General features: G+C 70.8%; 26 protein-coding genes and 2 tRNA genes. 22 read left to right on the forward strand and 6 right to left on the reverse strand.

The window, feature by feature from the left end; genetic code table 11:
- The 3 genes from JF886_RS11345 to JF886_RS11355 form a co-directional block, all read left to right on the forward strand.
- Nucleotides 1-384: transposase (locus tag JF886_RS11345; protein ID WP_337312524.1), on the forward strand; the 384-nt coding region annotated here is incomplete at its 5' end.
- Between the two features lie 319 nt (nucleotides 385-703).
- A complete protein-coding gene (locus JF886_RS11350; protein ID WP_337312526.1) occupies nucleotides 704-901 on the forward strand; it encodes a hypothetical protein in 198 nt (65 codons plus the stop codon).
- Nucleotides 898-1,152: a type II toxin-antitoxin system RelE/ParE family toxin gene (locus JF886_RS11355; protein WP_337312529.1), complete on the forward strand. Its 255-nt coding sequence runs from the start codon at nucleotides 898-900 to the stop codon at nucleotides 1,150-1,152. The genes JF886_RS11350 and JF886_RS11355 overlap by 4 nt, the downstream gene beginning before the upstream one ends.
- 15 nt (nucleotides 1,153-1,167) lie before the next feature.
- On the opposite strand, the gene JF886_RS11360 is transcribed toward JF886_RS11355, so the two are convergent.
- Complete coding sequence (locus JF886_RS11360; RefSeq protein ID WP_337312531.1) at nucleotides 1,168-2,265, reverse strand: tyrosine-type recombinase/integrase; 1,098 nt, start codon at nucleotides 2,263-2,265, stop codon at nucleotides 1,168-1,170.
- A 245-nt stretch (nucleotides 2,266-2,510) separates the two neighbouring features.
- Between JF886_RS11360 and JF886_RS11365 the strand changes: the two genes are divergently transcribed.
- Nucleotides 2,511-2,581 (forward strand) — tRNA-Cys (locus tag JF886_RS11365).
- 6 nt (nucleotides 2,582-2,587) lie between these two features.
- Here JF886_RS11365 and JF886_RS11370 read toward each other — a convergent pair.
- Nucleotides 2,588-3,172, reverse strand: a complete 585-nt coding sequence (locus JF886_RS11370) for a hypothetical protein (protein ID WP_337312533.1) — start codon at nucleotides 3,170-3,172, stop codon at nucleotides 2,588-2,590.
- A 73-nt stretch (nucleotides 3,173-3,245) separates the two neighbouring features.
- Between JF886_RS11370 and JF886_RS11375 the strand changes: the two genes are divergently transcribed.
- Nucleotides 3,246-3,320, forward strand: a tRNA-Leu gene (locus JF886_RS11375).
- Here the strand turns inward: JF886_RS11375 and mscL are convergent.
- Nucleotides 3,289-3,708: a large conductance mechanosensitive channel protein MscL gene (mscL, locus tag JF886_RS11380; protein ID WP_337312536.1), complete on the reverse strand. Its 420-nt coding sequence runs from the start codon at nucleotides 3,706-3,708 to the stop codon at nucleotides 3,289-3,291. The two genes, JF886_RS11375 and mscL, sit on opposite strands and share 32 nt — an antisense overlap.
- 118 nt (nucleotides 3,709-3,826) lie before the next feature.
- Here mscL and JF886_RS11385 point away from each other — a divergent pair, with 118 nt between their 5' ends.
- From JF886_RS11385 to JF886_RS11395, 3 genes are read left to right on the forward strand one after another with little or no spacing between them, the layout of a single operon-like run.
- Entirely contained in the window at nucleotides 3,827-4,888 is a 1,062-nt protein-coding gene (locus JF886_RS11385; RefSeq protein WP_337312537.1) for a hypothetical protein, read from the forward strand.
- Nucleotides 4,889-4,937: 49 nt separating this feature from the next.
- Nucleotides 4,938-5,774: a glutamate racemase gene (murI, locus tag JF886_RS11390; protein WP_337312539.1), complete on the forward strand. Its 837-nt coding sequence runs from the start codon at nucleotides 4,938-4,940 to the stop codon at nucleotides 5,772-5,774.
- On the forward strand, nucleotides 5,771-6,745 hold the full coding sequence (locus JF886_RS11395; protein WP_337312541.1) for a polyprenyl synthetase family protein: 975 nt from the start codon (nucleotides 5,771-5,773) through the stop codon (nucleotides 6,743-6,745). The genes murI and JF886_RS11395 overlap by 4 nt, the downstream gene beginning before the upstream one ends.
- Nucleotides 6,746-6,829: 84 nt before the next feature.
- Here JF886_RS11395 and JF886_RS11400 read toward each other — a convergent pair whose 3' ends face one another.
- On the reverse strand, nucleotides 6,830-7,414 hold the full coding sequence (locus JF886_RS11400; protein ID WP_337312543.1) for a hypothetical protein: 585 nt from the start codon (nucleotides 7,412-7,414) through the stop codon (nucleotides 6,830-6,832).
- Between the two features lie 43 nt (nucleotides 7,415-7,457).
- On the opposite strand from JF886_RS11400, the gene JF886_RS11405 reads away from it, so the two are divergent.
- The gene (locus JF886_RS11405; protein ID WP_337312545.1) at nucleotides 7,458-8,447 is read left to right on the forward strand and encodes an endonuclease/exonuclease/phosphatase family protein; all 990 of its coding nucleotides are present in this window, start codon (nucleotides 7,458-7,460) and stop codon (nucleotides 8,445-8,447) included.
- Between the two features lies 1 nt (nucleotide 8,448).
- Here JF886_RS11405 and JF886_RS11410 read toward each other — a convergent pair whose 3' ends face one another.
- Nucleotides 8,449-9,408: a 3'-5' exonuclease family protein gene (locus tag JF886_RS11410; RefSeq protein WP_337312547.1), complete on the reverse strand. Its 960-nt coding sequence runs from the start codon at nucleotides 9,406-9,408 to the stop codon at nucleotides 8,449-8,451.
- Between the two features lie 156 nt (nucleotides 9,409-9,564).
- On the opposite strand from JF886_RS11410, the gene hemA reads away from it, so the two are divergent.
- The 13 genes from hemA (at nucleotide 9,565) to JF886_RS11475 (ending at nucleotide 20,717) form a co-directional block, all read left to right on the forward strand.
- The gene (gene hemA / locus JF886_RS11415) at nucleotides 9,565-10,869 is read left to right on the forward strand and encodes a glutamyl-tRNA reductase (protein WP_337312549.1); all 1,305 of its coding nucleotides are present in this window, start codon (nucleotides 9,565-9,567) and stop codon (nucleotides 10,867-10,869) included.
- Nucleotides 10,866-11,753 carry a hydroxymethylbilane synthase gene (gene hemC / locus JF886_RS11420; protein ID WP_337312551.1) on the forward strand — a complete coding sequence of 296 codons (888 nt, stop codon included), beginning with the start codon at nucleotides 10,866-10,868 and terminating at the stop codon, nucleotides 11,751-11,753. The genes hemA and hemC overlap by 4 nt, the downstream gene beginning before the upstream one ends.
- Complete coding sequence (locus tag JF886_RS11425) at nucleotides 11,750-12,532, forward strand: uroporphyrinogen-III synthase (protein ID WP_337312553.1); 783 nt, start codon at nucleotides 11,750-11,752, stop codon at nucleotides 12,530-12,532. The genes hemC and JF886_RS11425 overlap by 4 nt, the downstream gene beginning before the upstream one ends.
- Nucleotides 12,533-12,538: 6 nt before the next feature.
- Entirely contained in the window at nucleotides 12,539-13,534 is a 996-nt protein-coding gene (gene hemB, locus JF886_RS11430; RefSeq protein WP_337312554.1) for a porphobilinogen synthase, read from the forward strand.
- A complete protein-coding gene (locus JF886_RS11435; RefSeq protein WP_337312556.1) occupies nucleotides 13,527-14,294 on the forward strand; it encodes a peptidylprolyl isomerase in 768 nt (255 codons plus the stop codon). Before hemB ends, JF886_RS11435 begins: the two co-directional genes overlap by 8 nt.
- Entirely contained in the window at nucleotides 14,291-15,607 is a 1,317-nt protein-coding gene (hemL, locus tag JF886_RS11440; protein WP_337312558.1) for a glutamate-1-semialdehyde 2,1-aminomutase, read from the forward strand. The genes JF886_RS11435 and hemL overlap by 4 nt, the downstream gene beginning before the upstream one ends.
- A gap of 114 nt (nucleotides 15,608-15,721) precedes the next feature.
- Complete coding sequence (locus tag JF886_RS11445; RefSeq protein ID WP_337312560.1) at nucleotides 15,722-16,072, forward strand: Sec-independent protein translocase subunit TatA/TatB; 351 nt, start codon at nucleotides 15,722-15,724, stop codon at nucleotides 16,070-16,072.
- A gap of 32 nt (nucleotides 16,073-16,104) precedes the next feature.
- Nucleotides 16,105-16,851: a twin-arginine translocase subunit TatC gene (gene tatC / locus JF886_RS11450; protein ID WP_337312562.1), complete on the forward strand. Its 747-nt coding sequence runs from the start codon at nucleotides 16,105-16,107 to the stop codon at nucleotides 16,849-16,851.
- A 117-nt stretch (nucleotides 16,852-16,968) separates the two neighbouring features.
- Nucleotides 16,969-17,688, forward strand: a complete 720-nt coding sequence (gene rph, locus JF886_RS11455; RefSeq protein ID WP_337312563.1) for a ribonuclease PH — start codon at nucleotides 16,969-16,971, stop codon at nucleotides 17,686-17,688.
- Entirely contained in the window at nucleotides 17,685-18,302 is a 618-nt protein-coding gene (locus tag JF886_RS11460) for a non-canonical purine NTP pyrophosphatase (protein ID WP_337312565.1), read from the forward strand. Before rph ends, JF886_RS11460 begins: the two co-directional genes overlap by 4 nt.
- Before the next feature lie 39 nt (nucleotides 18,303-18,341).
- Nucleotides 18,342-19,139 carry a S1 family peptidase gene (locus tag JF886_RS11465; RefSeq protein ID WP_337312567.1) on the forward strand — a complete coding sequence of 266 codons (798 nt, stop codon included), beginning with the start codon at nucleotides 18,342-18,344 and terminating at the stop codon, nucleotides 19,137-19,139.
- Between the two features lie 52 nt (nucleotides 19,140-19,191).
- Nucleotides 19,192-20,181 carry a thioredoxin-disulfide reductase gene (gene trxB, locus JF886_RS11470; protein ID WP_337312568.1) on the forward strand — a complete coding sequence of 330 codons (990 nt, stop codon included), beginning with the start codon at nucleotides 19,192-19,194 and terminating at the stop codon, nucleotides 20,179-20,181.
- Entirely contained in the window at nucleotides 20,178-20,717 is a 540-nt protein-coding gene (locus JF886_RS11475) for a cob(I)yrinic acid a,c-diamide adenosyltransferase (protein WP_337312570.1), read from the forward strand. The genes trxB and JF886_RS11475 overlap by 4 nt, the downstream gene beginning before the upstream one ends.
- Before the next feature lie 16 nt (nucleotides 20,718-20,733).
- Here the strand turns inward: JF886_RS11475 and JF886_RS11480 are convergent.
- A partial coding sequence (locus JF886_RS11480; RefSeq protein WP_337312572.1) for a J domain-containing protein occupies nucleotides 20,734-21,588 on the reverse strand: 855 nt, incomplete at its 5' end.

A 21,588-nucleotide genomic window follows, 5' to 3' on the forward strand; every position in this document is an offset into this window, starting at 1 on the left:
CCAATCCTTGGCGCCCGGGTTCTGGGTGAGTTCGGCGACGCACCGAACTACTACACCGATACTAGAGCACGCAAGAACTACGCCACAACCTCACCGGTCACCCGAGCTTCCGGCAAGTTGCGAGTGGTGAACGCTCGCCACGGCGGCAACAGGCATCTCGGCGAGTCCTGCTTGCGCTGGGCCTTCTGCGCGGTGCGATCGTCGCCCGGAGTTCAGCACTACTACGAGGCCCTCCGCGGCCGCGACAAAACCCACTCCCAGGCCATCCGGAGCGTCGCCAACCGTTTGGTGGGGATCCTTCACGGCTGCCTCGAGCACGGCGTTGTGTACGACGAGACCATCGCATGGCCGCAGCACGACGCCCCCGTGGGTGTGGCGGCGTGAACAGTGCGTCCACCGCGATCAACCCTCCGGACTTGACACGTTAACCCGGTGGGATGTCTTCGTTGACACCCTCCGTCGTGGGCACTAGCGCGCTTTGGCGAACACCGGCGGCCGGATCCTTATGGTGACCTGAACTCGTCCAGCCGAGTCCAAACCTCCAGCGAACGCCACCCGCCCCACCTTGAAAACCGCAGGCTCGTGGGTAGCCCTTGCGTTTCGGCACACACCGTTACGGCCCGAACGTGCGCTTCGGTGCAAGCGCGCCCAGCTTGCAATCCGAGGCTCGGTCAGTCCGCGCAAACGGGCGTACTATGACGTCATGAGTGCCGTCCACCCCGAGCCTGCCGACCCCGTCGACGAGGAACTCGACGCACTACTTCAACGTCCCGAGGTTCGCGAGCGCCTCGAGGACTTCGAGCGACGCCGCGCCGAGGGCAAGCTCGGCGAAGGGAAGTCGAACGACGACGCACGCCGCGTCGTAGGACTTCCGCCGCATGGGGACAACGCCGGCCGTTGAGGCTCGTCTGGGACGAAGCGGCGCTCACTGACCTTGCCAAGGCGGCCGAATGGTCACTGCCGCAGGCGCGGGCGGTCGTCGAAGCCATGGAGCGCATGGCCGACCGGGGTTTCTCCCTGGGCAAGGCTACCCACCGACCGGGCATCCGGTACTGGCCAGTCCCGCCGCTGGGCGTCTTCTACGCCGTCACCGGTGGCGACCTGCGGGTGCTCCAGGTGGTGGACGTGCGTCGGCTGCTTCAGACCCCGTAGCAGCGCGATCGCCTGTCAGGGTTCGGCAGGGGAGAGCCCGCGCGCGAGGACCTGGTCGATCGTCGCAGCTGCTGTCTGCTGCATGTGCGGGCTGACGTGGCTGTAGAGATCAAGGGTGATCGCGGTTGTTGAGTGCCCGAGCATCTCCGACACGATCTTCGGGTGGACGCCGCTGGACAGCATTAGCGTCGCCGCGGTGTGTCGGAGGTCGTGGAAGCGGACCCCCGGCAGGCCCGCGCGAGCGAGGACGCGATGGAGGAGGAGCACCATCGTGTTGGTGGGGAGGAAGTCGCCGAACTCTGTGCAGAAGACCAGGCCACGGTCTCGCCACTCCGTGCCGACGAGCAGCTGCTCCTCGGCCTGGCGTCGACGATGCTCGCGGAGCGCAGCCACGGTCAGCGGTCCGAGCGCAACCGAACGGCTCTTGCCGCTCTTGGGGGTGCCGATGGTCATGGCTGCGCGCGCCATGCCGGTCACCGTGCCGGTGACCGCGAGCACGCCGCGGTCGAGGTCGACGTCCTTCCAGCGCAAGGCGCGCAGCTCCCCCTGGCGCATCCCGCTCGTCACAGCGAGGACGAGAAGGGCCTCGAGCCGCTCGCCCCGCGCTGCGGCGAGGAACCGCACCGGCTGGTTGCCGTCGGCGATGGTGGTCATCTCCCGGCTGCGCACCTTGGGCCGGCTGGATCTGCCGACCATCGCCGCTGCGTTCCGGGCCACCTTGCCGTCCTCGAGCGCCTGGTTCAGGGCCACGTGGATGACGGCGTGGAGGTGGTGGACGGATGTCGAGCTGAGACCGCTCGCCAGCTTGTCCGCATAGAACTGACGCAGGTCAGCAGGCTCCAGCCGCGCCAGCGGCTTGAGGGCCAGCTGACTCGGCAGCAGGTGGTTGCGGATGTACCGCGTGTAGTAGAGGACCGTGGACGGTTTGATGCTCGCCGACGAAAGCCCAGCCGTCCACTGTTCGAGGTGGGCGCCGAACGTCTGCCGTGGGTCGACCAGCGGCCTCCCGTCTTCCACAGCGCGAAGCGCCGCCACCAGGCGCGCCTTGGCCGCGGCGCGGTCCTTGCCGTAGAAGTAGCGCCACCCGCCGCCCGGAAGCTTCAGCCGCGCCACCCAACGTCCATCGCCGCGCTGGAAGATCGCGCCGTCGCCCGCGTCACGCCGTCCGGGGCGTTCCCTTCGGTGTCGGGCTCCCGTAGTACCCTCTGCCATGTCGGCGCCTCGCGTGTGCTGACCGCGCCCCCGGCTGTGATCTCAGCGCGGGGGCTCTGTGCGCGCAGCGTAGCAAGGACGAAGGTGTCAGGCGAGGTGTCAGGGGCCGTTAAGAGGGCGTCGGAAACACCGAATCCGAGTTCCAGGGCGACGTAGCCAAGTGGTAAGGCAGAGGTCTGCAAAACCTCCATCGTGGGTTCGATTCCCACCGTCGCCTCGCCGCTCAGCGCACCTCGACGTCAGGCGCGGACGAACTGGAGGCGGCGCTGGGGACGCGACGCGGGTCGTCGGGCTCCGGCGGCAGCACGAAGCCGACGTCGAGCGCCTCGGCGAGCGCACGCAGGCGCGCGTAGAAGCCGGCGGTGTGCGGTGAGCGTGCCAGCCGTAGTCCGGCGAAATCGTAGTGGTGCACCCACTCGTGGAGCAGCGTGTTCAGGAACACCTTCGGCGAGATCACCTGTTGGCGCACCGCGGTGCGGTGGTAGATGCGGATGCGCGCCTCGCTGATCACACCGTCGACGAAACGGCAGCGGTAGTAGCCGTACGTCTTGCTCTGCAGGCGGCGGCCGTCGTGCTCGTGCACCTGGGCGCGGTCGGCGACGACCACAGCGCACTGCGGCAGGCCGGCGAGCTCGTCGAGGGTGTCGAGGAGCAACTGGCCGAGGCGGCGCCGTTCCGTGGCGTCGTCGCCGGCCTCGAGCAGGCTCATGACCAGGCCGCGCGCCACCACGTCGGGCGACACGGGAAGGCCGACGTTTGCCTGGCTGCGTACGTACGTCGAGTCGGGACGAGCGCGGCGACCGAACATCTGCTCGCGACTCTACAGGCGGGGCGGGTGACCACCACCCGACCGGCCCCCTCACGCGGGGTACGCTCTCGTCGCCCCCGTGGCCCAATTGGCAGAGGCAGCCGGCTTAAACCCGGCTACGGTGTCGGTTCGAACCCGACCGGGGGCACCTCGGCGGTGCAGAAGGCACAGCGCCGGGCCCTGTGGGGAATGTTGCTGAGGCACTCCGGGCACTCGCGCGTCGTTGCCTGCGTGGCCGGGGAGGCGCGGCGGGCCTCCAGCTTCTGCATGGGCAGCACCAGCACGAAGTAGATGACCGCGGCGATGACCAGGAAGGCAATGACCAAGTCGAGGAAGTCGCCGTAATGAAAGGTGCCATGGCCGACAGTGAAGGTGTAGGAGCCGAAGTCGGCCCCACTTCCAGGGATGGCGAGCAGCGGGGTGACGAAGTCCTTGACGAAGCCCTGAACCAGGACCCCGAAGGCGCCGCCGATGACGAAGGCGACCGCCAGCGCGGCGACGTTGCCGCGCAGGATGAAATCCTTGAAACCTCGCATCGCGGTCCTCCCTCTGGTCGGCCACTGGCGGCCGGTCCACACCGGCTCGCCGATCTGTTCGTGATTGTGTCAGCCGCCACGGGTGCGTCCGCGGCGGCGCAGCGGTACGCTGAGGGCGATGGAGGAGACCATGGCCCGGCGGCCACTGCGACGTGACCGCGCCCACAAGGGCATCGACTCGGCCGTGCTCTGGCGCCTGGGCGCGTTGCGCTACGAGACCCAGGGGGCCCAGGCACGCGAGGCCGTGCATCCGCAGGCCTTCTGGGACGACAGCCGCGTCGCCCACCCGGCCGAGGTGGTCGCCACCGCCAGGTGGGAGCACCGCCACGCGACCGAGCTGCGCCTGGAAGGGTCGAGCGAAGGCCCGGGTGGCCACCCCGGCGCCTCCAAGCTGATCGCCACCGCCCACCTCGCCCACGGCCTCGCCGCCGACGCGCCGATGGTCTTCCTCATCCACGGATACGCGGTGCCTATGCCGGTGCTCGACGCGCTCGTTGCTCGAACGCTGCGCGCCCAGGGAGCGCACAGCGTGCGCCTTGACCTGCCCTTCCACCTGCGTCGCAGGATGCCCGGGCACAGCAGCGGCGACGGCTTCTTTGGGACCGACCCGGCGCGCATTCGCGCCACCGTCCGGCAGGCGGTCGAGGACGCCGCCGCCCTGGTCGCCTGGGCGCGTGCCAACGTCACCCCGACCGTCGCCGTCATGGGTGTCAGCCTCGGCGGCCTGGTGACCTCGCTGCTGGCCGCCCAGGTCCCGCTCGATTCGGTGATTGCGGTGGCGCCGCTCTGCGACCCACCACTCACCTTCCTCGAGCACATGCCGCGACGGCTGGCGCGCCGGCTGGGGATCAACTCAAGCAGCGGTGGCGCGTGGGGCGACGACCGCGACGAGGCGCGCGCGATGCTCGACGCTGCGCTGGCCCCACTGGTCCCACGCAACCTCATCCCGCGGACGCTCCCCGAGAACATCACCCTGGTCCGGCCCGAGCTCGACCTCATCGTCGGACCGCAGCCGATCGCCGACCTCGCCGCGGCCTGGGGCGCGGAGCTGTGGGACTACCCCTACGGACACATCACCGTGATGAACGCCCCTGGCGTCGGCGCCCGGATTCGTGATCGTCTCCTCGACCCGCGACGCATCGGCGCCGGTCATTCACCTCTGGCAGCCGCGGCGGTCTGACACTTCAGTCCTGGACGCCTGTTCGTTCCGTGGCTCTATCCTCGCTTCGATGAGCGACACCCGGCCGATCGGGGTCTTCGACTCCGGCGTCGGCGGTCTCACCGTGCTGCACCAGCTGCACACGCGTCTGCCCGCGGAGCGGCTGATCTACCTCGCCGACCTCGCCCACTTCCCGTACGGGCCGCGCTATCAGCACGAGGTGCGGGACTATGCCCTGGCGATCATCGAACACCTCGTCGGGCTCGACACCAAGCTGGTGGTCGTCGCCTGCAACACGGCGACGGCTGCCGCCCTCAACCTCGCCCGTGAGCGTTTCGACGTCCCTGTTGTGGGGGTCATCGCGCCCGGGGCGCAGGCGGCGGTCGAGGCCACGCACAACAGACGCGTGGCGGTGATCAGCACCGAGGGCACCCGCGCCAGCCAGGAGTACGTACACGCCATCAAGGAGGCCAACCCGGGCGTCGGCGTGCTCGGCGTCGCCGTGCCGGAGCTCGTGGACATCATCGAGGCCGGTGAGGCCAGCGGCCCGCGCGCAGAGGCCATCCTCGCCGGGGTGCTCGACGAGATCACCGGCTGGGGCGCCGACACACTGGTGCTCGGCTGCACCCACTACCCGCTGCTCCGCCCCACCATCGAGCGCGTCCTCGACGGCCGCCCGATGACCGTGGTCGACAGCGCCGAGACCACCGCCGGCCGGGTGGAGCGGATCCTCGCGGCCAACCGGCTCGCCGCCAGCGGCGATGTCGCGCCGGCCCCGCAGCTCCTGGTCACCGCGGAGCCGCGCCGCTTCAGTGACACCGCCGAGCTGCTCTTCGGCGACGCCCTGCCCCAACCCACCGTCGTCGCGCTCTGGGCGAGCGCCGACCTATCTGGGGCGGCTCGATGACCGTCCTGGTCGATGAGCTGCTCACCCCCATTGCCCCCGAGCTCGTCGAGTTCGAGCGCCGGCTGGAGGAGTCGGTCAGGGCTGACTTCGGGCCGATGGCGGACGCCATGGAGCACATCGTCCGCGCCGGGGGAAAGCGGCTCCGGCCCGCGCTCGTCCTGCTCAGCGCAGCCCTGGGCACACCGGACCGCGACCACACCTTCAACCTGGCCATGGGCATCGAGTTCATCCACACCGCCACGCTGGTGCACGACGACCTCATCGACGATGCGCTCACCCGTCGTGGAATCACCACCATCCACGAGACCGTCGGCGTCAACCCCGCGATCATCATCGGCGACTACTACTTCGCCAAGGGCGCCAACCTCCTCGCCTCCATCGGGGAGCCGAGCATCGACCTGGCGATCAGCAACACCGTGATGACCATCTGTTTGGGCGAGCTGCTCCAGCTCACCAGCCGTCGTGACTACGAGCAGACGCTGGAGGAATACCACCGCAAGATCGCTCGCAAGACGGCCGCGCTGGTGGAGACGTGCTGCTATTGCGGCGCCATCGTGGGCCAGCTCGACGAGCGCCGCACCGAGGCGCTCCGGCAGTATGGCTACCTCATCGGCATGGCCTTCCAGATCGCCGACGACGTGCTCGACTACACAGCGACCGCCGCGGAGCTGGGCAAACCGGTGGGCGCCGACCTCCGCCAGGGCACCGTGACGCTTCCCCTGATGCTCGCGCTCGACGAGTCGCCGAGCGCGCCGGCGCTACAAGAGGTCCTGGCCCATGAAGTCCTCACGGACGAGGACTGCGAGGCGGTGGTGCGTCTGGTACGGCAGTCCGGTGCGATCGAGCGGACCGAGGCCCAGGCGCACGACTTCGCGCAGCGTGCTCGTGCCCAGCTCGCCGCGTTCGATCCCTCACCGGCGCGCGCCACGCTCGAGCAGGTCTGCGACTACGTGGTCGACCGCCGGACTTGATAGTCCTCTGCGGAGGCGACTTCATTTCGCCGGAGCGGAGACCGCTTGCTGGGGGTGCCCAAGGGGGGAACGCAGTTCCCCTCGCTACAAAGCGCCGATGCGGTCGAGCTGCTGACGGAACGTTGCCGCCCACAGCGCCAGCACCACCGTCGCCAGCAGCAGGCCCGCTGCCTCGATGAGCGTCGCCGCCAGCGAGGAGCGCGCCAGGCGGTCACCGGACACAGCGGCGACGACGTATCGGGCGGCGCGGGCGGCGTCCACCAGCGACACGATGCTGATGATCACCAGGCCGGCGCGCACGATCGTGTACTCGCGTACCAGGCCGGCGCGCAGCTGGCCGAGGGTCAGCTCCTCCACGGGTGTCCGGCCGGCGGGCGGCTCCGGGGCCCCGCGACGGAGCCGCAGCAGCGCCGCCAGGAAGAACAGCGCCGCCGCCCATCCCTCCCAGGCCGTGGCGACAGACGATCCATGGGCGAGGAGGGCGGCCAGGCGGCCGCCCCCGGCTTGCGAGGCGTAGTGGTGCTGAACTGTGAGCGACCAGGCGCCGAGCACGCCGCAGGCGGCGCCGACGACCACCAGCACGGCGACGCGAGCGAGGGGCGGCAGGCGACGCAGGAGCAGCAGCTCGGCGGCCAGTCGCAGGCGTCCAACAGTGCCGGCGTCCGCCATCGTTTTGGCATTGTAGGTGCGATCCGAGATGAGTAGAGCACGTGTGAGTCGCCGTATCCTGCGCGTGGTCACCTACAACATCCTGCTCGGCGGTGCGCGCCGTGAGGAGCACATCACCGCGGTGCTGCGGCGCCTTGGTGCAGACGTGATCACCCTGCAGGAGGTGAGCAACCCGGAGTTCGCCGCGCAGCTGGCACGCGAGCTCGGCATGGAGCTGGTGATCGGTGCCGCCAGCGATGGCAGCGGCGTCAACCTGGCGGTGCTGTCACGCGTCCCGGTCCGTCGCTGGCGCAACCACACGCATCGCGGGTGCATGCTGCGCAGCCACCTCGAGACAGTGCTCAGGGTCGGCGGCGCGCACATCCCGGAACTGCATCTCCACTCCGTGCACCTCGCCGCTCGCTTTGGCGAGCGCAAGAAGGGGGAGGAACGCCGCGGACGCGAGCTCGACGCCTTGCTGGGCGACCTCGGCGAGGCCCCGGCCAGCCCGCACATCATCGCCGGAGACTTCAACGCGCTAGCTCCCGGCGACCACCTCGAAGCCACCGCATTCTTCGCGCGCATGGCCGAGCTGCGCAGAGCCCAGGTGATGGTGCGCCAGGCGAACGGGATGGTCGTGCCCAAGCGGGTGGGGGAGGACCCCGCGGTCGACGAGGCATGGCTCCGCGCGGGGGTCGACCCACGCCTCGACGTCGGTATTCCCGTGCTGCCCTTCGTCGTCTACCCGCTGACCGCGCTGGTGCCGCGCAGCCGCACCGTGGATCGCATGCTCGGGGGGACAATCGAACGCTGGACCGTGTCGCGAATGCTCGACGCCGGCTACGTCGACTGCTTCCGCCATGTGCACCCGCGCGCCCATGGCTACACGTGCGCAACGTGGATGCCCGCCGCGCGCATCGACTACGTCTTTGCGGATTCGTTGATGGCCGGCCGGCTGCGCCGGTGTGAGGTGGTCGGCGGGCGCGGCTGGCCGGACCGTGAGGCGACCATCGCCTCCGACCACCATCCACTGGTGGCCGAGTTCGCCGTCTGACTCAGTCGGCGGCCGGGACCCCGCCGCCCGCGGGGGGTGGCGAGCCCGCCCCGCTGCCCCGCCGGTGGCGACGTCCCCCGCGGTGCCGCCGCCGGTTGCCACCCGTGGTCGCCCCTGCCGGCTGCCCGCCGCGTGGCCGGCCGCGCGGGCCGTCATTGATGCGCGGAGGCGGGGGCTGGGCAGCGGCGAGCAGGTCGCCAAGGGTCCGCCAGCCGAACTTCTCACGGCCCAGCCGGTAGAGTTCGATGAAGCAGGCGGCCGTCGCCTCGGCATCGGCCAGCGCGTGGTGGGGGCGGCGGTGGTGAACCCCGAGCTCCTTGCACATGCGCTCCAGGCCGATGGTGTCGCGCAGGTTCCAGATGATCCCGGCCATGCGGCTGGTGTCGATGTTGTCGGCGTCGATCGCCGTCTCCATGGTGCTCGCGATCAGCCGGGTGTCGAAGGCGTCGGCGCTGTGCTCGACCAGCACGGCTCCCTTGCAGAATCGGCGGAACCGTGCCAGCACGAGCTCCACGGGAGGGGCCCCGCCGAGGCTCTCGGTCCCGATGCCGTGGATGCGCTTGGCGTATGGGTTGATGCGGTCGGTGCTGTGCACCAAGGTCTCGAAGGACATGATGTGGCGGTCCAGCGTGAAGGCGACCGCGCCGAGCTCGACCAGGCGATGGGGCGACTGCCCGGTTGTCTCGCAGTCCAGCGCCACGAGGCGCAGCTGCTCCACGGGCGTGTGAGGCTCCGGTCGTTGCGGTGGTGAGTCCAGGTCGGCGTCGGCGTCATCGATGGTGGCGAACGGCTCACCGGCGGCTGAAGGGCCGAGCCGGGGCACGAAGCTGCTGCCCACCGGAACCGGGCCGCGGCGGCGGCCGTACCGCGGACGCTGCCGACTGACCGCGGGTGGCTTCGCGTCCGTGAGGTCGTTGCCGTCGCCGTCCGAGGACTGCGGAGCCGTTCCGGCAGTCGTCATGCCGGCGTCGTGAACATCGGCGTGATCTTAAGGGAGCGACGTGGTGAGCGGCCGTGGAGTCAACCGGCTTCCATATACTGGCGCGGTCGATTTCGGCCCCGGAGCAGGACGCTCGCCGCCGGCGCGCCGCCGCCCATTTCGCCAGGAAGGCCTTCGATGCACCTCGTTGCCGCCGGGCTCAGCTTCCGGAGCGCACCGATCTCGGTCCGTGAGCGCGCGGTCGTCCCGCCGAGCGAGGCCAACCGCATGCTCCGCTACCTGGTCGGTCACTGCGGCCTCCGCGGCGCGGCGGTGTTGTCCACGTGCAATCGCACCGAGTTCTACGTCAGCTGTCCCACCGACGCACTCGCCGACGAGGTGCGCCCTCGCCTGGCGATGTACCTCGATCCCGTCGATGACAGCGCGGTCGGCGACCATCTCTTCGAGCTTCGCGGCGCGGACGCAATCCGCCACATGCTCCGCGTCGCCGGTGGCCTCGAGAGCATGGTGGTGGGTGAGTCGCAGGTCCTCGGGCAGTTCCGTGATGCGCACCAGCTCGCTCGTGACGCCGGCACCCTCGACGCCCGGCTCGACTACGTGATGCGCAGAGCGGTGTCGGCGGGTAAGCGGGTGCGCACCGAGAGGACGATCGGGCGGCGTTCCGGCTCCATCGCGGACGCCGCCGCGCAGGGCGCTCGGGAGGTGGCCGGCGACCTGCATGGCCGGGGAGTGCTGGTGCTGGGCGCCGGGACCATGAGCGCGCTGGCGGCGGCGCGGATGCACGAGGCAGGCGCGCGGCTGATGATCACCTCGCGAGGCGGCGACTCTGCGCTGGCCCTGGCATCCAGGCTCACCGGCGATGCGCTGGCCATCAGCGATCCCATCGCGATGGCCGCGGAGATCGAGGTGGTGATCTGCTGCACTGACAGTTCCGCGCCCGTGCTGAGCGCGGGCGACGTCGCCGCCATGCAGGAGCGGCGCGAGCACCGGCCGCTCACCGTCATCGACATCGCCGTCCCTCGCGACGTTGAGGCCGAGGCTGCCGATGTGGCCGGGGTGACCCTGATCGACGTCGACGCCCTCGGCGACCGCATCGCCAGCGGCGGCTCCCCGCAGCGCGGCGCCCTCGCCGAGGCCACCGCGATCATCGAGGCCGAGGTTGCGCGAGCCATCGCCGTCGTCGCCGAGCGCGACACCGCCGGCCCAACGATCGGCGCGCTGGTGCGCCAAGCGGAGGCCATCCGCCGCCAGGAGGTCGAGCGGACACTGGCACGCATGCCTGACGTCGACGCCGCCACCGCGGACAAGGTGCAAAAGCTCACCCGCGCCATCGTCAGCAAGCTTCTCCACGCGCCGATCAGCCACCTGCGCGAGTTCGCCGACGATCCCGGGGTGGCGCTGACCCTGCGCGACGCGTTCGAGCTCGACGCCCCCGACCTCATCGACGGCCAGAGCGTCGCGAGCGACGCCGCCGCCTCGTGACGGCGGCGATCCAGGCTGCGGTTCTGCGCCTGGCCACTCGAGGCAGCGCCCTGGCCAGAGCGCAGGCCGTGCTGGCGGCTGACGCCATCCGCGGCGTCGGTGGGCCAGGCACCGAGCTTGTCATCGTGCGCACCGAGGGCGACCGCAACCAGTCCACGCCGATCGAGCAGCTCGAGGGCCAAGGCTGGTTCACCACGGCGATCGAGCGCGCCCTGGTCGAGGGCCGCGCGGACGTCGCCGTGCACGCCGCCAAGGATCTGCCCACCGAGCTCGGCGCCGGCCTCGAAGTGGCCGCCTTGCTGCCGCGCGCCGACCCCCGCGACGCCGTGGTCTGCCGCGACGGCGGTGGCCTCGATTCGCTGCCGGACGGCGCCGCGGTGGGGAGCAGCAGCGCCCGGCGCTCCGCCCTGCTCGCCGAGCTCAGGCCGGGGCTACGCTGCGTCCCGATCCGCGGCAACGTCGACACGCGCCTGGGCAAGCTGGAGGCCGGCGAGGTCGACGGGCTGCTCCTCGCCGCAGCCGGTCTCGACAGGCTCGGCCTCTCGAGACGGATCGGCCAACATCTCGATCCACGCAGCTTCGTGCCCGCCCCCGCGCAGGGCGCGATCGCGCTCGAGGTGGTCAGCGGCGCGCCCGCGGCGGCGGCCGTGATCCCCGCCGGTGACGCCGCCACCGACGTGGCGGTGCGCACCGAGCGCGATCTCCTGCGCGCGCTCGGAGGGGGCTGCCTCCTCCCGCTCGGCGCGTGGGCCCGTTTCGAGGACGGCGCCCTGGTGCTCAGCGCGGCACTCGGCGTCGACGGCAGGGTGCGCCGCGCCGAGCTGGCCGGCGACCCGGAGAGCCGCGGTGAGCTGGTGGCTCGGGTGGCCGCAGCGCTGCGATGAGCCGCGGGCGGCCGCTGGAGGGACGTCTCGTCGTCGTCACCCGGGGCGCCGACAAGACCGATCTGCTGCCCGGCCTGCTCGAGGAGGCCGGGGCGACGGTGGTGCGAGTCCCGCTGATCGCGGCGGAGGCCATCGTCGGCGCGGGCGAGATCCGCGCAGCGGTCGGCCGCCTTCGGGTCGCGGCAGGGCCGGCCCAGCCCTGGTTGGTGGTCACCAGCGAGATCGCCGTCGGCCTGGTGGGCGCGGCCGGCGGCGCGCCCGGCCTGGCCGGGGTCGCCATCGCGGCGGTGGGGCCCGCTACCGCGGCGGCGCTGCGCACGTACGGGCTCGACGCCGAGCTGGTGGCCTCCGGCCAGGAGGCGGAATCCCTGGGTGCCGATTTATCGCGGCTCGCCGGCACGGGCACGGCGGTGCTGGTGATCGCTGCCGCCGGCGGGCGCAACGTGGTGGCCCCATTGGTCGCGGCCGGCGGAGCCAGCGTCGAGGTGCTCGAGGCCTACCGCACCGTCATGCCGGAAGGGGCGCCCGAACAGCTGCGTGCTGCCTTCACAGGTTCGCCAATTGACGCCGTCACCTTCACCAGCGGCAGCACCGTGCGTCATGCATCCCGCGCCCTTGCCGAGCTGCCACGCTGTGTGGCGGCGTGCATCGGACCGATCACCGCTCGCGCCGCCGAGGAATCAGGGTGGAGGTCGATCCTCACTGCCACCGAGCACACCGCCGCCGGCCTGGTGACAGTGCTGGCCGGGCACCTCGGCGCGGCGCACCCGCTACCCTGACCACGCATGGCCTTTCCCTCCGACCGCACACGCCGACTGCGCCGCACGGCGGGGTTGCGTGCGCTGGCGCGCGAGACCTCGCTGACGCCGGGCGACCTCATCCAGCCGGCCTTCGTGCGCGAGGGCATCACCGCGCCGGTGCCGATTGCATCAATGGTTCACCAGCAGCAGGAGACGGTGGAGTCGCTGACCGACGCGGTTGACGACGCCATCGACTCGGGGTGCGCCGCGGTCATCCTCTTCGGTCTTCCTGAGGAGAAGGATGCCAGCGGATCGCAGGCCTGGGACGAGGACGGCATCGTGCAGCGCGCACTGCGCAGCCTCCGTCGCAATTGCGGCAACGAGTGCGTGCTCATCGCCGATTGCTGCCTCGACGAGTACACCGACCACGGTCACTGCGGCGTGCTGCGCGATGACGGCAGCGTCGACAACGACGCCACCATCGAGGTCTACGGCCGCATCGCCGTCTCGCAGGCGGCAGCGGGTGCCGACATCATTGCACCGAGCGGGATGATGGACGGGCAGGTCGCGGCGATCCGTCGCGCGCTCGACGAGGGCGGCTTCCACGACACAGCCATCCTCGCGTACAGCGCCAAGTACGCGTCGGTGATGTATGGGCCCTTCCGCGATGCCGCCGACTGCGCACCGCAATTCGGCGACCGGCGCTCCTACCAGATGGACGTCGCCAACCAGCGCGAGGGCGTCCACCGCGCCCGCCTCGATGTCGCCGAGGGCGCCGACATGGTCATGGTCAAACCGGCGCTCACCGCGCTCGACGTGGTGACCCGGGTCCGCGATGCCGTTGACGTGCCCGTCGGCGCCTTCTGCGTCAGCGGTGAACACGCCATGCTGCACGCTGCCGCCGCAGAGAACGCGTTCGAGGAGCGCGCCGCGGTCCTCGAGGCGCTCACGGCGATCCGGCGCGCCGGCGCCGACCTCGTCATCACCTACGACGCGCGCCGAGCGGCGCGCTGGTTGCTGGAGGATCTCAACCGTGTCTGACCGAAACCTGAGCCCGCAGTCGCGGGGGCTGCCATTCGTACTCGCCGCCGGAGCCCTGCTGCTCGGCGCGCTGATTGCGGCCACCGTCTTCATCAGCAGAGCCAACGGCGCACCGGTGGCGTCGGCGCCCAGCAGCGTTGGGTCGACTGTGTCACCGGCACCAACGGTGTCGGTGGCTCCCACCCCGACGCCGTCGCCGACCGCGCAGCCCATCCCGTACGCGGACTGCACGACAGCGACCTTCGGGGCTGCGCTCCCACCTAGCGCGGCGCCCGCCAATGTGCACGTCTACAGCGCCGCGCCCCCAACGCAGATCGACGCCAGCAAGCTCTACAAAGTCACCATCACGACGGCCAAGGGCGCGATCGTCCTGTGCCTGCAGCCGACTCTCGCGCCGGCGACGGTCAACAGCTTCGTAGTGCTGGCGCGCAACCACTTCTACGACGGGCTGAAGTTCCATCGGGTGGTCGCCGGCTTCGTGGTCCAGGGTGGCGACCCGCAGGGCACCGGGAGCGGCGGCCCCGGCTTCCAGTTCACCGACGAGCCGGTGCGTCAGCAGTACGTGCTCGGTGCCGTGGCCATGGCCAACAGCGGCAAGAACACCAACGGCTCGCAGTTCTTCATCTGCATCGCCGACGACACCGCTAGCCTCCAGCCTCTGTACAACCTCTTCGGCAAGGTCTCCTCCGGAATCGACGTCGCCCAAAAGATCGCCCAGGGTGACGTGATGCAGACGGTGACCGTCGCGCAGCAACAGTGAGCAGCGCGGCGCAAGCCACATCGTCATCGGAGTGGCGCGCGCGGGCGGAAAGGGTTCTGCCCGGTGGTGTCAACAGCCCGGTGCGCGCCTTTGCAGCGGTCGGTGGCGACCCGCCGATCATCGCCGGCGGCCGCGGCGCCCGGGTCGTCGACGAGGACGGCGTGGAGTTTTCGGACTTCATCCTCGCGTACGGGCCGCACATCCTTGGCCACGGGCACCCCGCAGTGGTGGCGGCGCTCCAGCGCCAGCTCACCCGCGGCACCGCATTCGGCGCCACCACCGCGCTCGAGGTGGAGCTCGCCGAGCGCATCGTCGCCGCCATGCCCGCCGTCGAGATGGTGCGCTTCGTCAACTCGGGCACCGAGGCCACCATGTCGGCCCTGCGCCTGGCCCGGGCCATCACCGGTCGCGACCGCGTCGTCAAGTGCGCCGGCGCCTACCACGGCCACGCCGACGTGTTCCTCGCCGCCGCCGGCTCGGGGGTAGCGACGCTGGGAATCCCCGGCTCGCCCGGGGTCCCTCTCGCGGCGGTGGCGGACACCATCGTAGTCCCGTACAACGACGTCGCCGCCGTCGCCGCCGTCCTCGATCGCGAGGGAGAGAGCGTCGCTGCGGTGATCGTCGAGCCCATCGCGGGGAACATGGGCTGCGTGCCGCCGCACCCCGGCTACCTCCAGGCGCTGCGCCAGCTCACTGCGCGCTTCGGCGTCCTGCTCATCTTCGACGAAGTGATGACCGGCTTCCGGGTGGCTCGCGGCGGGGCCCAGCACCTGGCCGGCGTCAGCCCCGACCTGACCTGCCTCGGCAAGGTGATCGGCGGCGGCCTTCCCGTCGGGGCCTTCGGCGGTTCGAGGTCGCTGATGGAGCGCCTGGCTCCCGCCGGCGACGTGTACCAGGCCGGCACACTTTCCGGCAACCCCTTGGCGATGGCGGCGGGGTGCGCGGTTCTCGACGAGCTGGCATCGGGCGCCGCCTACGCGCGCCTCGAGGAGCTCGGCGCCGCGCTCGCCGCGGGTTTGACCGAGACCGCGAGTTCCGCCGGCGTGCCCTGCGTGGTCAACCGAGCGGGCAGCATGGTCACCGCGTTCATCGGGGTCGACGCCGTCGAGGACTACGCTCAGGCGAGCGCGGCCGACACCGCTGCGTTCGCGCGTGTCCACCGTTCCTGGCGTGGGCACGGGGTGCTGTGGCCGCCCTCGCAGTTCGAGGCGGCGTTCCTGTCGACCGCCCACACGAGCGCCGACCTGGAGCGGGTCATCGCCGGGTTCGGCGAGGGACTGCCACGCGAGGCGACGGCAGCCGTCCGCGTGTGACCAGGGCGCGTCTCAGCGACACCTCAGGGATCTGACACGGGCGATGCTACACTCGAATTGCCTCGCCAGAGGTCACGGTCCGGGGACCGACCGAAGTAATGGAGGTTCGTCGCCATGCCAGGCCTGGGAGCCGGTCACTGGGGATACATCGCGATTCTCTTGGTGATCGTTCTGATCATCTGGGGGCCCGGCAAGCTGCCCGATATCGGGTCCGGTCTCGGGCGGGCCATCCGTGAGTTCCGCAAGGCCACGTCGGAAACGCGCGACGAGTTCCATAAGGCGACTCAGTCGGATGATCCTCACGCGGCAGGCACAGCTGCTGCAGCCGCGGCCTCCGCGCCCGGTGCGGCCGTGCCGGTCACGCCGGCCCCGCTTCCCGAGCCCCAGCCGGTGGGCGGCGGAACTGCTCCTGCGGCGCCGACCGAGCGCGCGTCCGGCGAAGGCGACCACACTACCCCCGTCTGACGGTGACCGCCTTCTCACGGAGGCGTTGAGAGGTGCAGGGAGTGGCCGGCGACGAGCGCCGCATGACCATCGTGGAACACCTCGAGGAGCTCCGTCGCGTCCTGATCATCTCGTTCATCGCGTGGATGGTCGCCACCGTGGCCGCGTTCGTCTTCCACGGCGCCATCCTCGACTTCCTGCTCCGCCCGCTGACCACGGTGCTGGGCAAGACCAACAACCACATCACCTCGCAGGCGGTCTTCACGAGCCCCACCGAGGGGCTGACCATCCCCATCAAGATCTCGATGATCATCGGGCTGATCGGTGCCATGCCCGTGGTGTTGTGGCAGGGCTGGACGTTCGTCTCCCCCGGGCTGCGACCGGTGGAACGGAAGTTCGTCGGCCCCTTCATCGGCTCCGCGCTGGTTCTCTTCGGAGGGGGCGCCGCCTTCGCTTACTTCGTTATGCCGATCGGCCTCAACTTCCTGGCCACATTCCTCGGCGGGAGTGCCGTGTACCTCCCCGACATCAACTCGTACCTCTCCTTCCTGGTCATCCTGATCCTTGCCTTCGGCGTGACCTTCGAGCTCCCCGTCGTGATCATCCTCCTCGGACTGCTCGGGATCGTGTCGTCGCGTCGGCTGCGCAAGCAGCGCAAGGCCATCTGGGTCGGGATCATCATGGGTGCGTTGCTGGTCACGCCCGGCGCCGACCCGTACACGCCGACAGCACTGTTCATCCCGTTGATCGTTTTCTTCGAGGCCAGTGTGGTGATCCTCGACAAGGTCTTCAAGCGCTGAAGGCGAGGGGGGAACTGCCTTCCCCCCTCGGGCACCCCCCAGCTCAGGGTGTCAGCTCCGGCGACATGAAGTCGCCTGCGCTGACAGCGCTGAACCCGGCGCGTACACTGCGTCGCCATGCGTCCTGACGGCCGCGCATCGGATCAGCTGCGCCCCACCACTATCGAGCTCGGTCCACTTCCGTACGCCGAAGGAAGCGCGCTGATCACCGCCGGCGATACGCGCGTGCTCTGCGCGGCCAGCGTCGAGGAGCGCGTCCCGCAGTTCCGCAAGGGGAGCGGACGCGGCTGGGTCACCGCCGAGTATGCGATGTTGCCGCGCAGCACAATGACGCGCAGCGAGCGTGACGGTCGCAAGGGCCGCGTGGACGGGCGCGTGCAGGAGATCCAGCGGCTCATCGGGCGCAGCCTGCGCGCCGCCGTCGACTTCGCACGCCTCGGTGAGCGCAGCATCTTCATCGACTGCGACGTCCTCGTCGCCGACGGCGGGACGCGCACCGCGTCGATCACCGGCGGCTACGTCGCGCTCGCGCTCGCCATCAGCAAGCTGCGCGCCGCCGGGCTCGTCGCCGAGGACCCGCTGCGCTGGCAGGTTGCGGCGGTGAGCGCGGGGATCGTCGGCGGCGAACCGCGCCTGGACCTCAACTACCTTGAGGACTCGGCAGCGGACACCGACATGAACTGCGTCGGCAGTGGCGACGGCCGCTTCATCGAGCTGCAGGGCAGCGCCGAGCAGGAACCGTTCTCACGTGCTGAGATGGACAGCCTGCTCCAGCTGGCTTCGACGGGGATCCATCGGCTGTTCGAGGTGCAGTCGGAGGCTCTCGCCCGCGCGTGACCGACCCCGCCTCGCCTCTGGTGCTGGCGACCAACAACACGGGCAAGCTGCGGGAGTTGCGCCGTCTGCTGGCCACCCATCCGTGGCGCGTTCTCAGCCTTGCCGAAGCCGGCTGGGCAGGGGAACTGCTCGAGCCCGGCGAGACCTACGCGGAGAACGGGCTCGCCAAGGCGGCGGCGGTGTCGGCCGGGCTGAACCTGTCGGCGCTCGCCGACGACAGCGGCATCGAGGTCGACGCCCTGCGCGGCTGGCCTGGGCCGTCGTCGGCACGGTGGATGGGGCCGGACGCCACCGACGAAGAGCGACTCGCCGGCCTGATCGCCGAGGTGGACAGGCGCAGCCCCGACGATCGCCGGGTCCGCTACGTGTGCGTGGTGGCGCTGGTGCGTCCTGTCGCCGAGCCGGTCCTCGCTCGCGGCGAGTGCCTGGGTACGCTGGTGGCGCCACGTGGCACTCGCGGATTCGGGTACGACCCCGCCTTCCTCAGCGGTGACCTTGGGATCACGTTCGGCGAGGCCGACGACGCGGCCAAGGACGCGGTGTCGCACCGGGCGCGAGCCCTCCAGCGACTCGCGGAGAGCGGAGTGCTCGATCCTGCGCCTGAGCGCGCGTGACCGCTGCGGCTGAGCAACGGTGGCTCACAATGCCACGTCGTGTCACGCCGCCGCCAGGCCGCATCGTCGCGCCCACTGCGCCTCCTCCTCGCCGTCGGCGCCGTTGTGCTCGCCGGCGTGATCGCATTCCTGGTCACCGTCAACCGCACCGCGGTGCCGGGCGCGGCTCCCTCAGCGTCGCACCCGCCCGTGGTGAGGGTGGTGGCGCCGTCCCCGACGCTCTCCCTCGACGACATCGCCCGTGCCCACCTCGATGGCACGGTCACCATCGAGGCTCTCGGCAGCAACGACGAGGGGTTGGGGACGGGCTGGCTGCTCGACGCCAAGGGTGACTTCGTCACCAACGCCCACGTGGTCCAGGGCCAGCTGAGCGTCCGCATCCGCGCCCGCAACGGCAGCTCCCACGTCGGCGCTGTGATGGGCATCGACCGCGACCTCGACATCGCCGTGATCCGCAGCCGCGACGGCTTCGCGGGCACTCCGCTGACGCCGTTCAAGGGCACCGTCAACGACTTCCCCATTTCGGTGGTGGCGCTCGCCAGCAGCAACGCCACCGGGCACGGCGACATCACCGACGAGCGGGTGACCCGCGTCGAGAGCACTGTCCCGGTCACCGGCGACACCACCACCGGCCAGCCGCCGACCACCACCGAGTACCACGACATGCTGGTGCTCGACGGCCTGCCCATCTATCCCGGCAACAGCGGCGGCCCGGTGCTCGACGCGCAGGGCCGGGTGGTCGGCATCGTGACCCTGGCGAGCAAGTCTCTGCCCGAGGGCTACGCCATCCAGATGAACCGTGTCATCGCCGAGCTGACCACCTTCGCGGCGCGGTGAACGCACCCCGCGGCGCTTCGAGCGGGCCAACTTCGGGTACGGTCATGGGGCTGTGAACGACTACGACATCGCCATCATCGGCGCCGGACCGGCCGGCCTCACCGCGGCGCTCTACGCCGGCCGCAGCAAGATCCGCGCCGTGGTCATCGAGTCCAAGGCCCCCGGTGGGCAGCTTCTCAACACGGAGCTGATCGAGGACTACCCCGGCCTCAAGAGCATCCTCGGTGGGGACCTGGCGGCGGTCATGCTCGCCCAGGCTGAGCACTTCGGCGCCGAGATGGTGTACTCGCCGGTGAACCGCATCCGCGTCGAGGACGACGGCATGAAGGTGGTTGAGACCGATGCCGGCGAGTACCGCGCGCCCGCGGTCATCGTCACCGCCGGGGGCAACCCCCGCAAGCTGGACGTGCCCGGTGAGGAGGAGTTCGCCGGTCGCGGCGTCTCGTACTGCGCGGTCTGTGACGGCGCCTTCTTCGAGGGCCTCGAGCTGGCCGTCATCGGGGGCGGCGACGCCGCCGTCGAGGAGGCGATGTTCCTCACCCGCTACGCGTCCAAGGTCACCCTGATCCACCGCCGCGAGCACTTCCGCGCCCAACCGATCCTCATCGAGGAGGCGCGTGCCCACCCCAAGATCGAGATCCTGGTCAATAGGGTGGTCGAGTCCATCGAGGGCAACCACAAGGTGAGCCATGTTCATCTCCGCGACACGGTCGACGGTCAGACCTCGCGGCTCGACGTCGGCGGCGTGTTCATCTTCGTGGGCTTCATCCCCAACACTGGGCTCATCGACCACCACGTCGACCACGACGCCGGCGGCTACTACCGCACCGATCCGATGACCATGATGACCAACGTGCCGGGCATCTTCGCCGCAGGGGATGTGCGTGCCCAGCTCACCCGTCAGATCACCACCGCAGTCGGCGACGCCACCACCGCCACGATTGCGGCCAGCAAGTGGGTCGAGGAGCGCGCTCGCGGCAACGAGGGCAGTGCGCTGCAGGTGCTCGAGGCCGCGTCGGCGGACGGCGGCTGGGTGGCGTGAGCATCGTCACACGCCACGGTGACGGAGGCGAGACGAGCCTCCTCTACGGCGGACGCGTCGCCAAGGACGACCTCCACACCGAGGCGTACGGCGCCCTCGACGAGGCCATCAGTGCGCTGGGGCTGGCCCGCGCTCTCTGCTCCGACGCCGCCCGGGCGCAGCGGATCCTCGACCTCCAGCGCGAGCTCTTCACGGCCGGCGCCGAGCTGGCCACCGCCACCGCGGACCGGGCCAAGCTCGAGAAGCACTTCGCCACGGTGACCCCGGCCATGATCGCGGCTCTCGACACCGAGATCGCCGGGCTCGAGGCCCGGGTGGCGCTGCCCAAGGGCTTCGTGATCCCGGGCGGTGACCCCGTGGCCGCGGCCCTCGACCTGGGCCGGTCCATCGTGCGCCGCGCCGAGCGCCGCGCCGTCGCCCTACGCCGTGCGGGAGGGCTTGGCAACGCCGAGGTGCTGCGCTACCTGAACCGCTGCTCGGACCTCCTTTTCATGCTGGCCCGCGAGGCGGAGGGCGACGAACTCGTCGCCAAGTGAGCCCTCTCGCCGCGGCTCACTGCGCGGGCAGAGGGGCTGACCCCGGCTCGTCCGCGGGCGCCACGCTCAACACCGGCGCGCGCCCAGGGCCGGCGCCCGTCTCGGTCGGCGACCAGGCGCCCGGAGGCAGCTGGGTCTGCACGCGGAAGCCGTCGGGGTCACGCAGCACTCGCACCGGCGTGGCGTAGTGCGGGTGCCCGCTAACCGGCTCGCTGAGCGCCAGGCTCCAGGTGCCCCCGCCGTCGATCGCGAGCGCCTCGGCCGCGACCCAGCCGCGGGCGTTCACCGCCATCTCAGCGAGCGTTCCGGTCATCAGGCGCAGGGGCATGCGGGCGGCCGCGGCATGACCGGCCTCGTCGCCCTGCCGTTCGCCGACCCACAGCTTCGCCACCCTCAATCCATTGCTCTCGGCGATCTCGGAGATCGGCCAGCGTGCTGACGGCTGCGGCGGCATGAACACGTGGTGGCCGTCGCCTCGGCGCTCCACGCGGATGACGTTCTGGGCGGTGGGGAAGGCGCTGCCAGCCGTCCCCGGGCGGAGCGCCGCCGCCCGATCGGGGCCCACCAGCACGGCGTCGGCCGGGACCCAGGCGGATTCGCCCACCGCCAGTTCGGCGAGGGTCGTCGCGGCCGCCGCGGCGTCGCGGTGGGACGACGTTCGCATCCGCACCGCGGCGGACAGCGACGTTCGTGGTGCCTGGGCTGCGTGCCTCGGGCGCGTCTTCAGCGCCGCGTAGCTGTCGGTCAGCCGCCGGAAGGTGGACAGCGCCTGGGCATCCCCGGGATTGCGGTCGGGGTGGTGGATCTTGGCCAGCCGGCGATATGCGTCCCGAATCTCGTCGTCGCCGGCGCTGGGACGGAGTCCCAGCAC

Source organism: Candidatus Aeolococcus gillhamiae (genome assembly GCF_016464765.1).
GTDB classification, from domain to species: domain Bacteria; phylum Chloroflexota; class Dormibacteria; order Aeolococcales; family Aeolococcaceae; genus Aeolococcus; species Aeolococcus gillhamiae.

Coding starts and splice junctions, on each gene's coding strand:
- JF886_RS11350 (WP_337312526.1), top strand. CDS start 704: ATGAGTGCCGTCCACCCCGAGCCTGCCGACCCCGTCGACGAGGAACTC.
- JF886_RS11370 (WP_337312533.1), bottom strand. CDS start 3,172: ATGTTCGGTCGCCGCGCTCGTCCCGACTCGACGTACGTACGCAGCCAG.
- mscL (WP_337312536.1), bottom strand. CDS start 3,708: ATGCGAGGTTTCAAGGATTTCATCCTGCGCGGCAACGTCGCCGCGCTG.
- JF886_RS11385 (WP_337312537.1), top strand. CDS start 3,827: ATGGAGGAGACCATGGCCCGGCGGCCACTGCGACGTGACCGCGCCCAC.
- murI (WP_337312539.1), top strand. CDS start 4,938: ATGAGCGACACCCGGCCGATCGGGGTCTTCGACTCCGGCGTCGGCGGT.
- JF886_RS11395 (WP_337312541.1), top strand. CDS start 5,771: ATGACCGTCCTGGTCGATGAGCTGCTCACCCCCATTGCCCCCGAGCTC.
- JF886_RS11400 (WP_337312543.1), bottom strand. CDS start 7,414: ATGGCGGACGCCGGCACTGTTGGACGCCTGCGACTGGCCGCCGAGCTG.
- JF886_RS11410 (WP_337312547.1), bottom strand. CDS start 9,408: ATGACGACTGCCGGAACGGCTCCGCAGTCCTCGGACGGCGACGGCAAC.
- hemA (WP_337312549.1), top strand. CDS start 9,565: ATGCACCTCGTTGCCGCCGGGCTCAGCTTCCGGAGCGCACCGATCTCG.
- JF886_RS11425 (WP_337312553.1), top strand. CDS start 11,750: ATGAGCCGCGGGCGGCCGCTGGAGGGACGTCTCGTCGTCGTCACCCGG.
- hemB (WP_337312554.1), top strand. CDS start 12,539: ATGGCCTTTCCCTCCGACCGCACACGCCGACTGCGCCGCACGGCGGGG.
- JF886_RS11445 (WP_337312560.1), top strand. CDS start 15,722: ATGCCAGGCCTGGGAGCCGGTCACTGGGGATACATCGCGATTCTCTTG.
- rph (WP_337312563.1), top strand. CDS start 16,969: ATGCGTCCTGACGGCCGCGCATCGGATCAGCTGCGCCCCACCACTATC.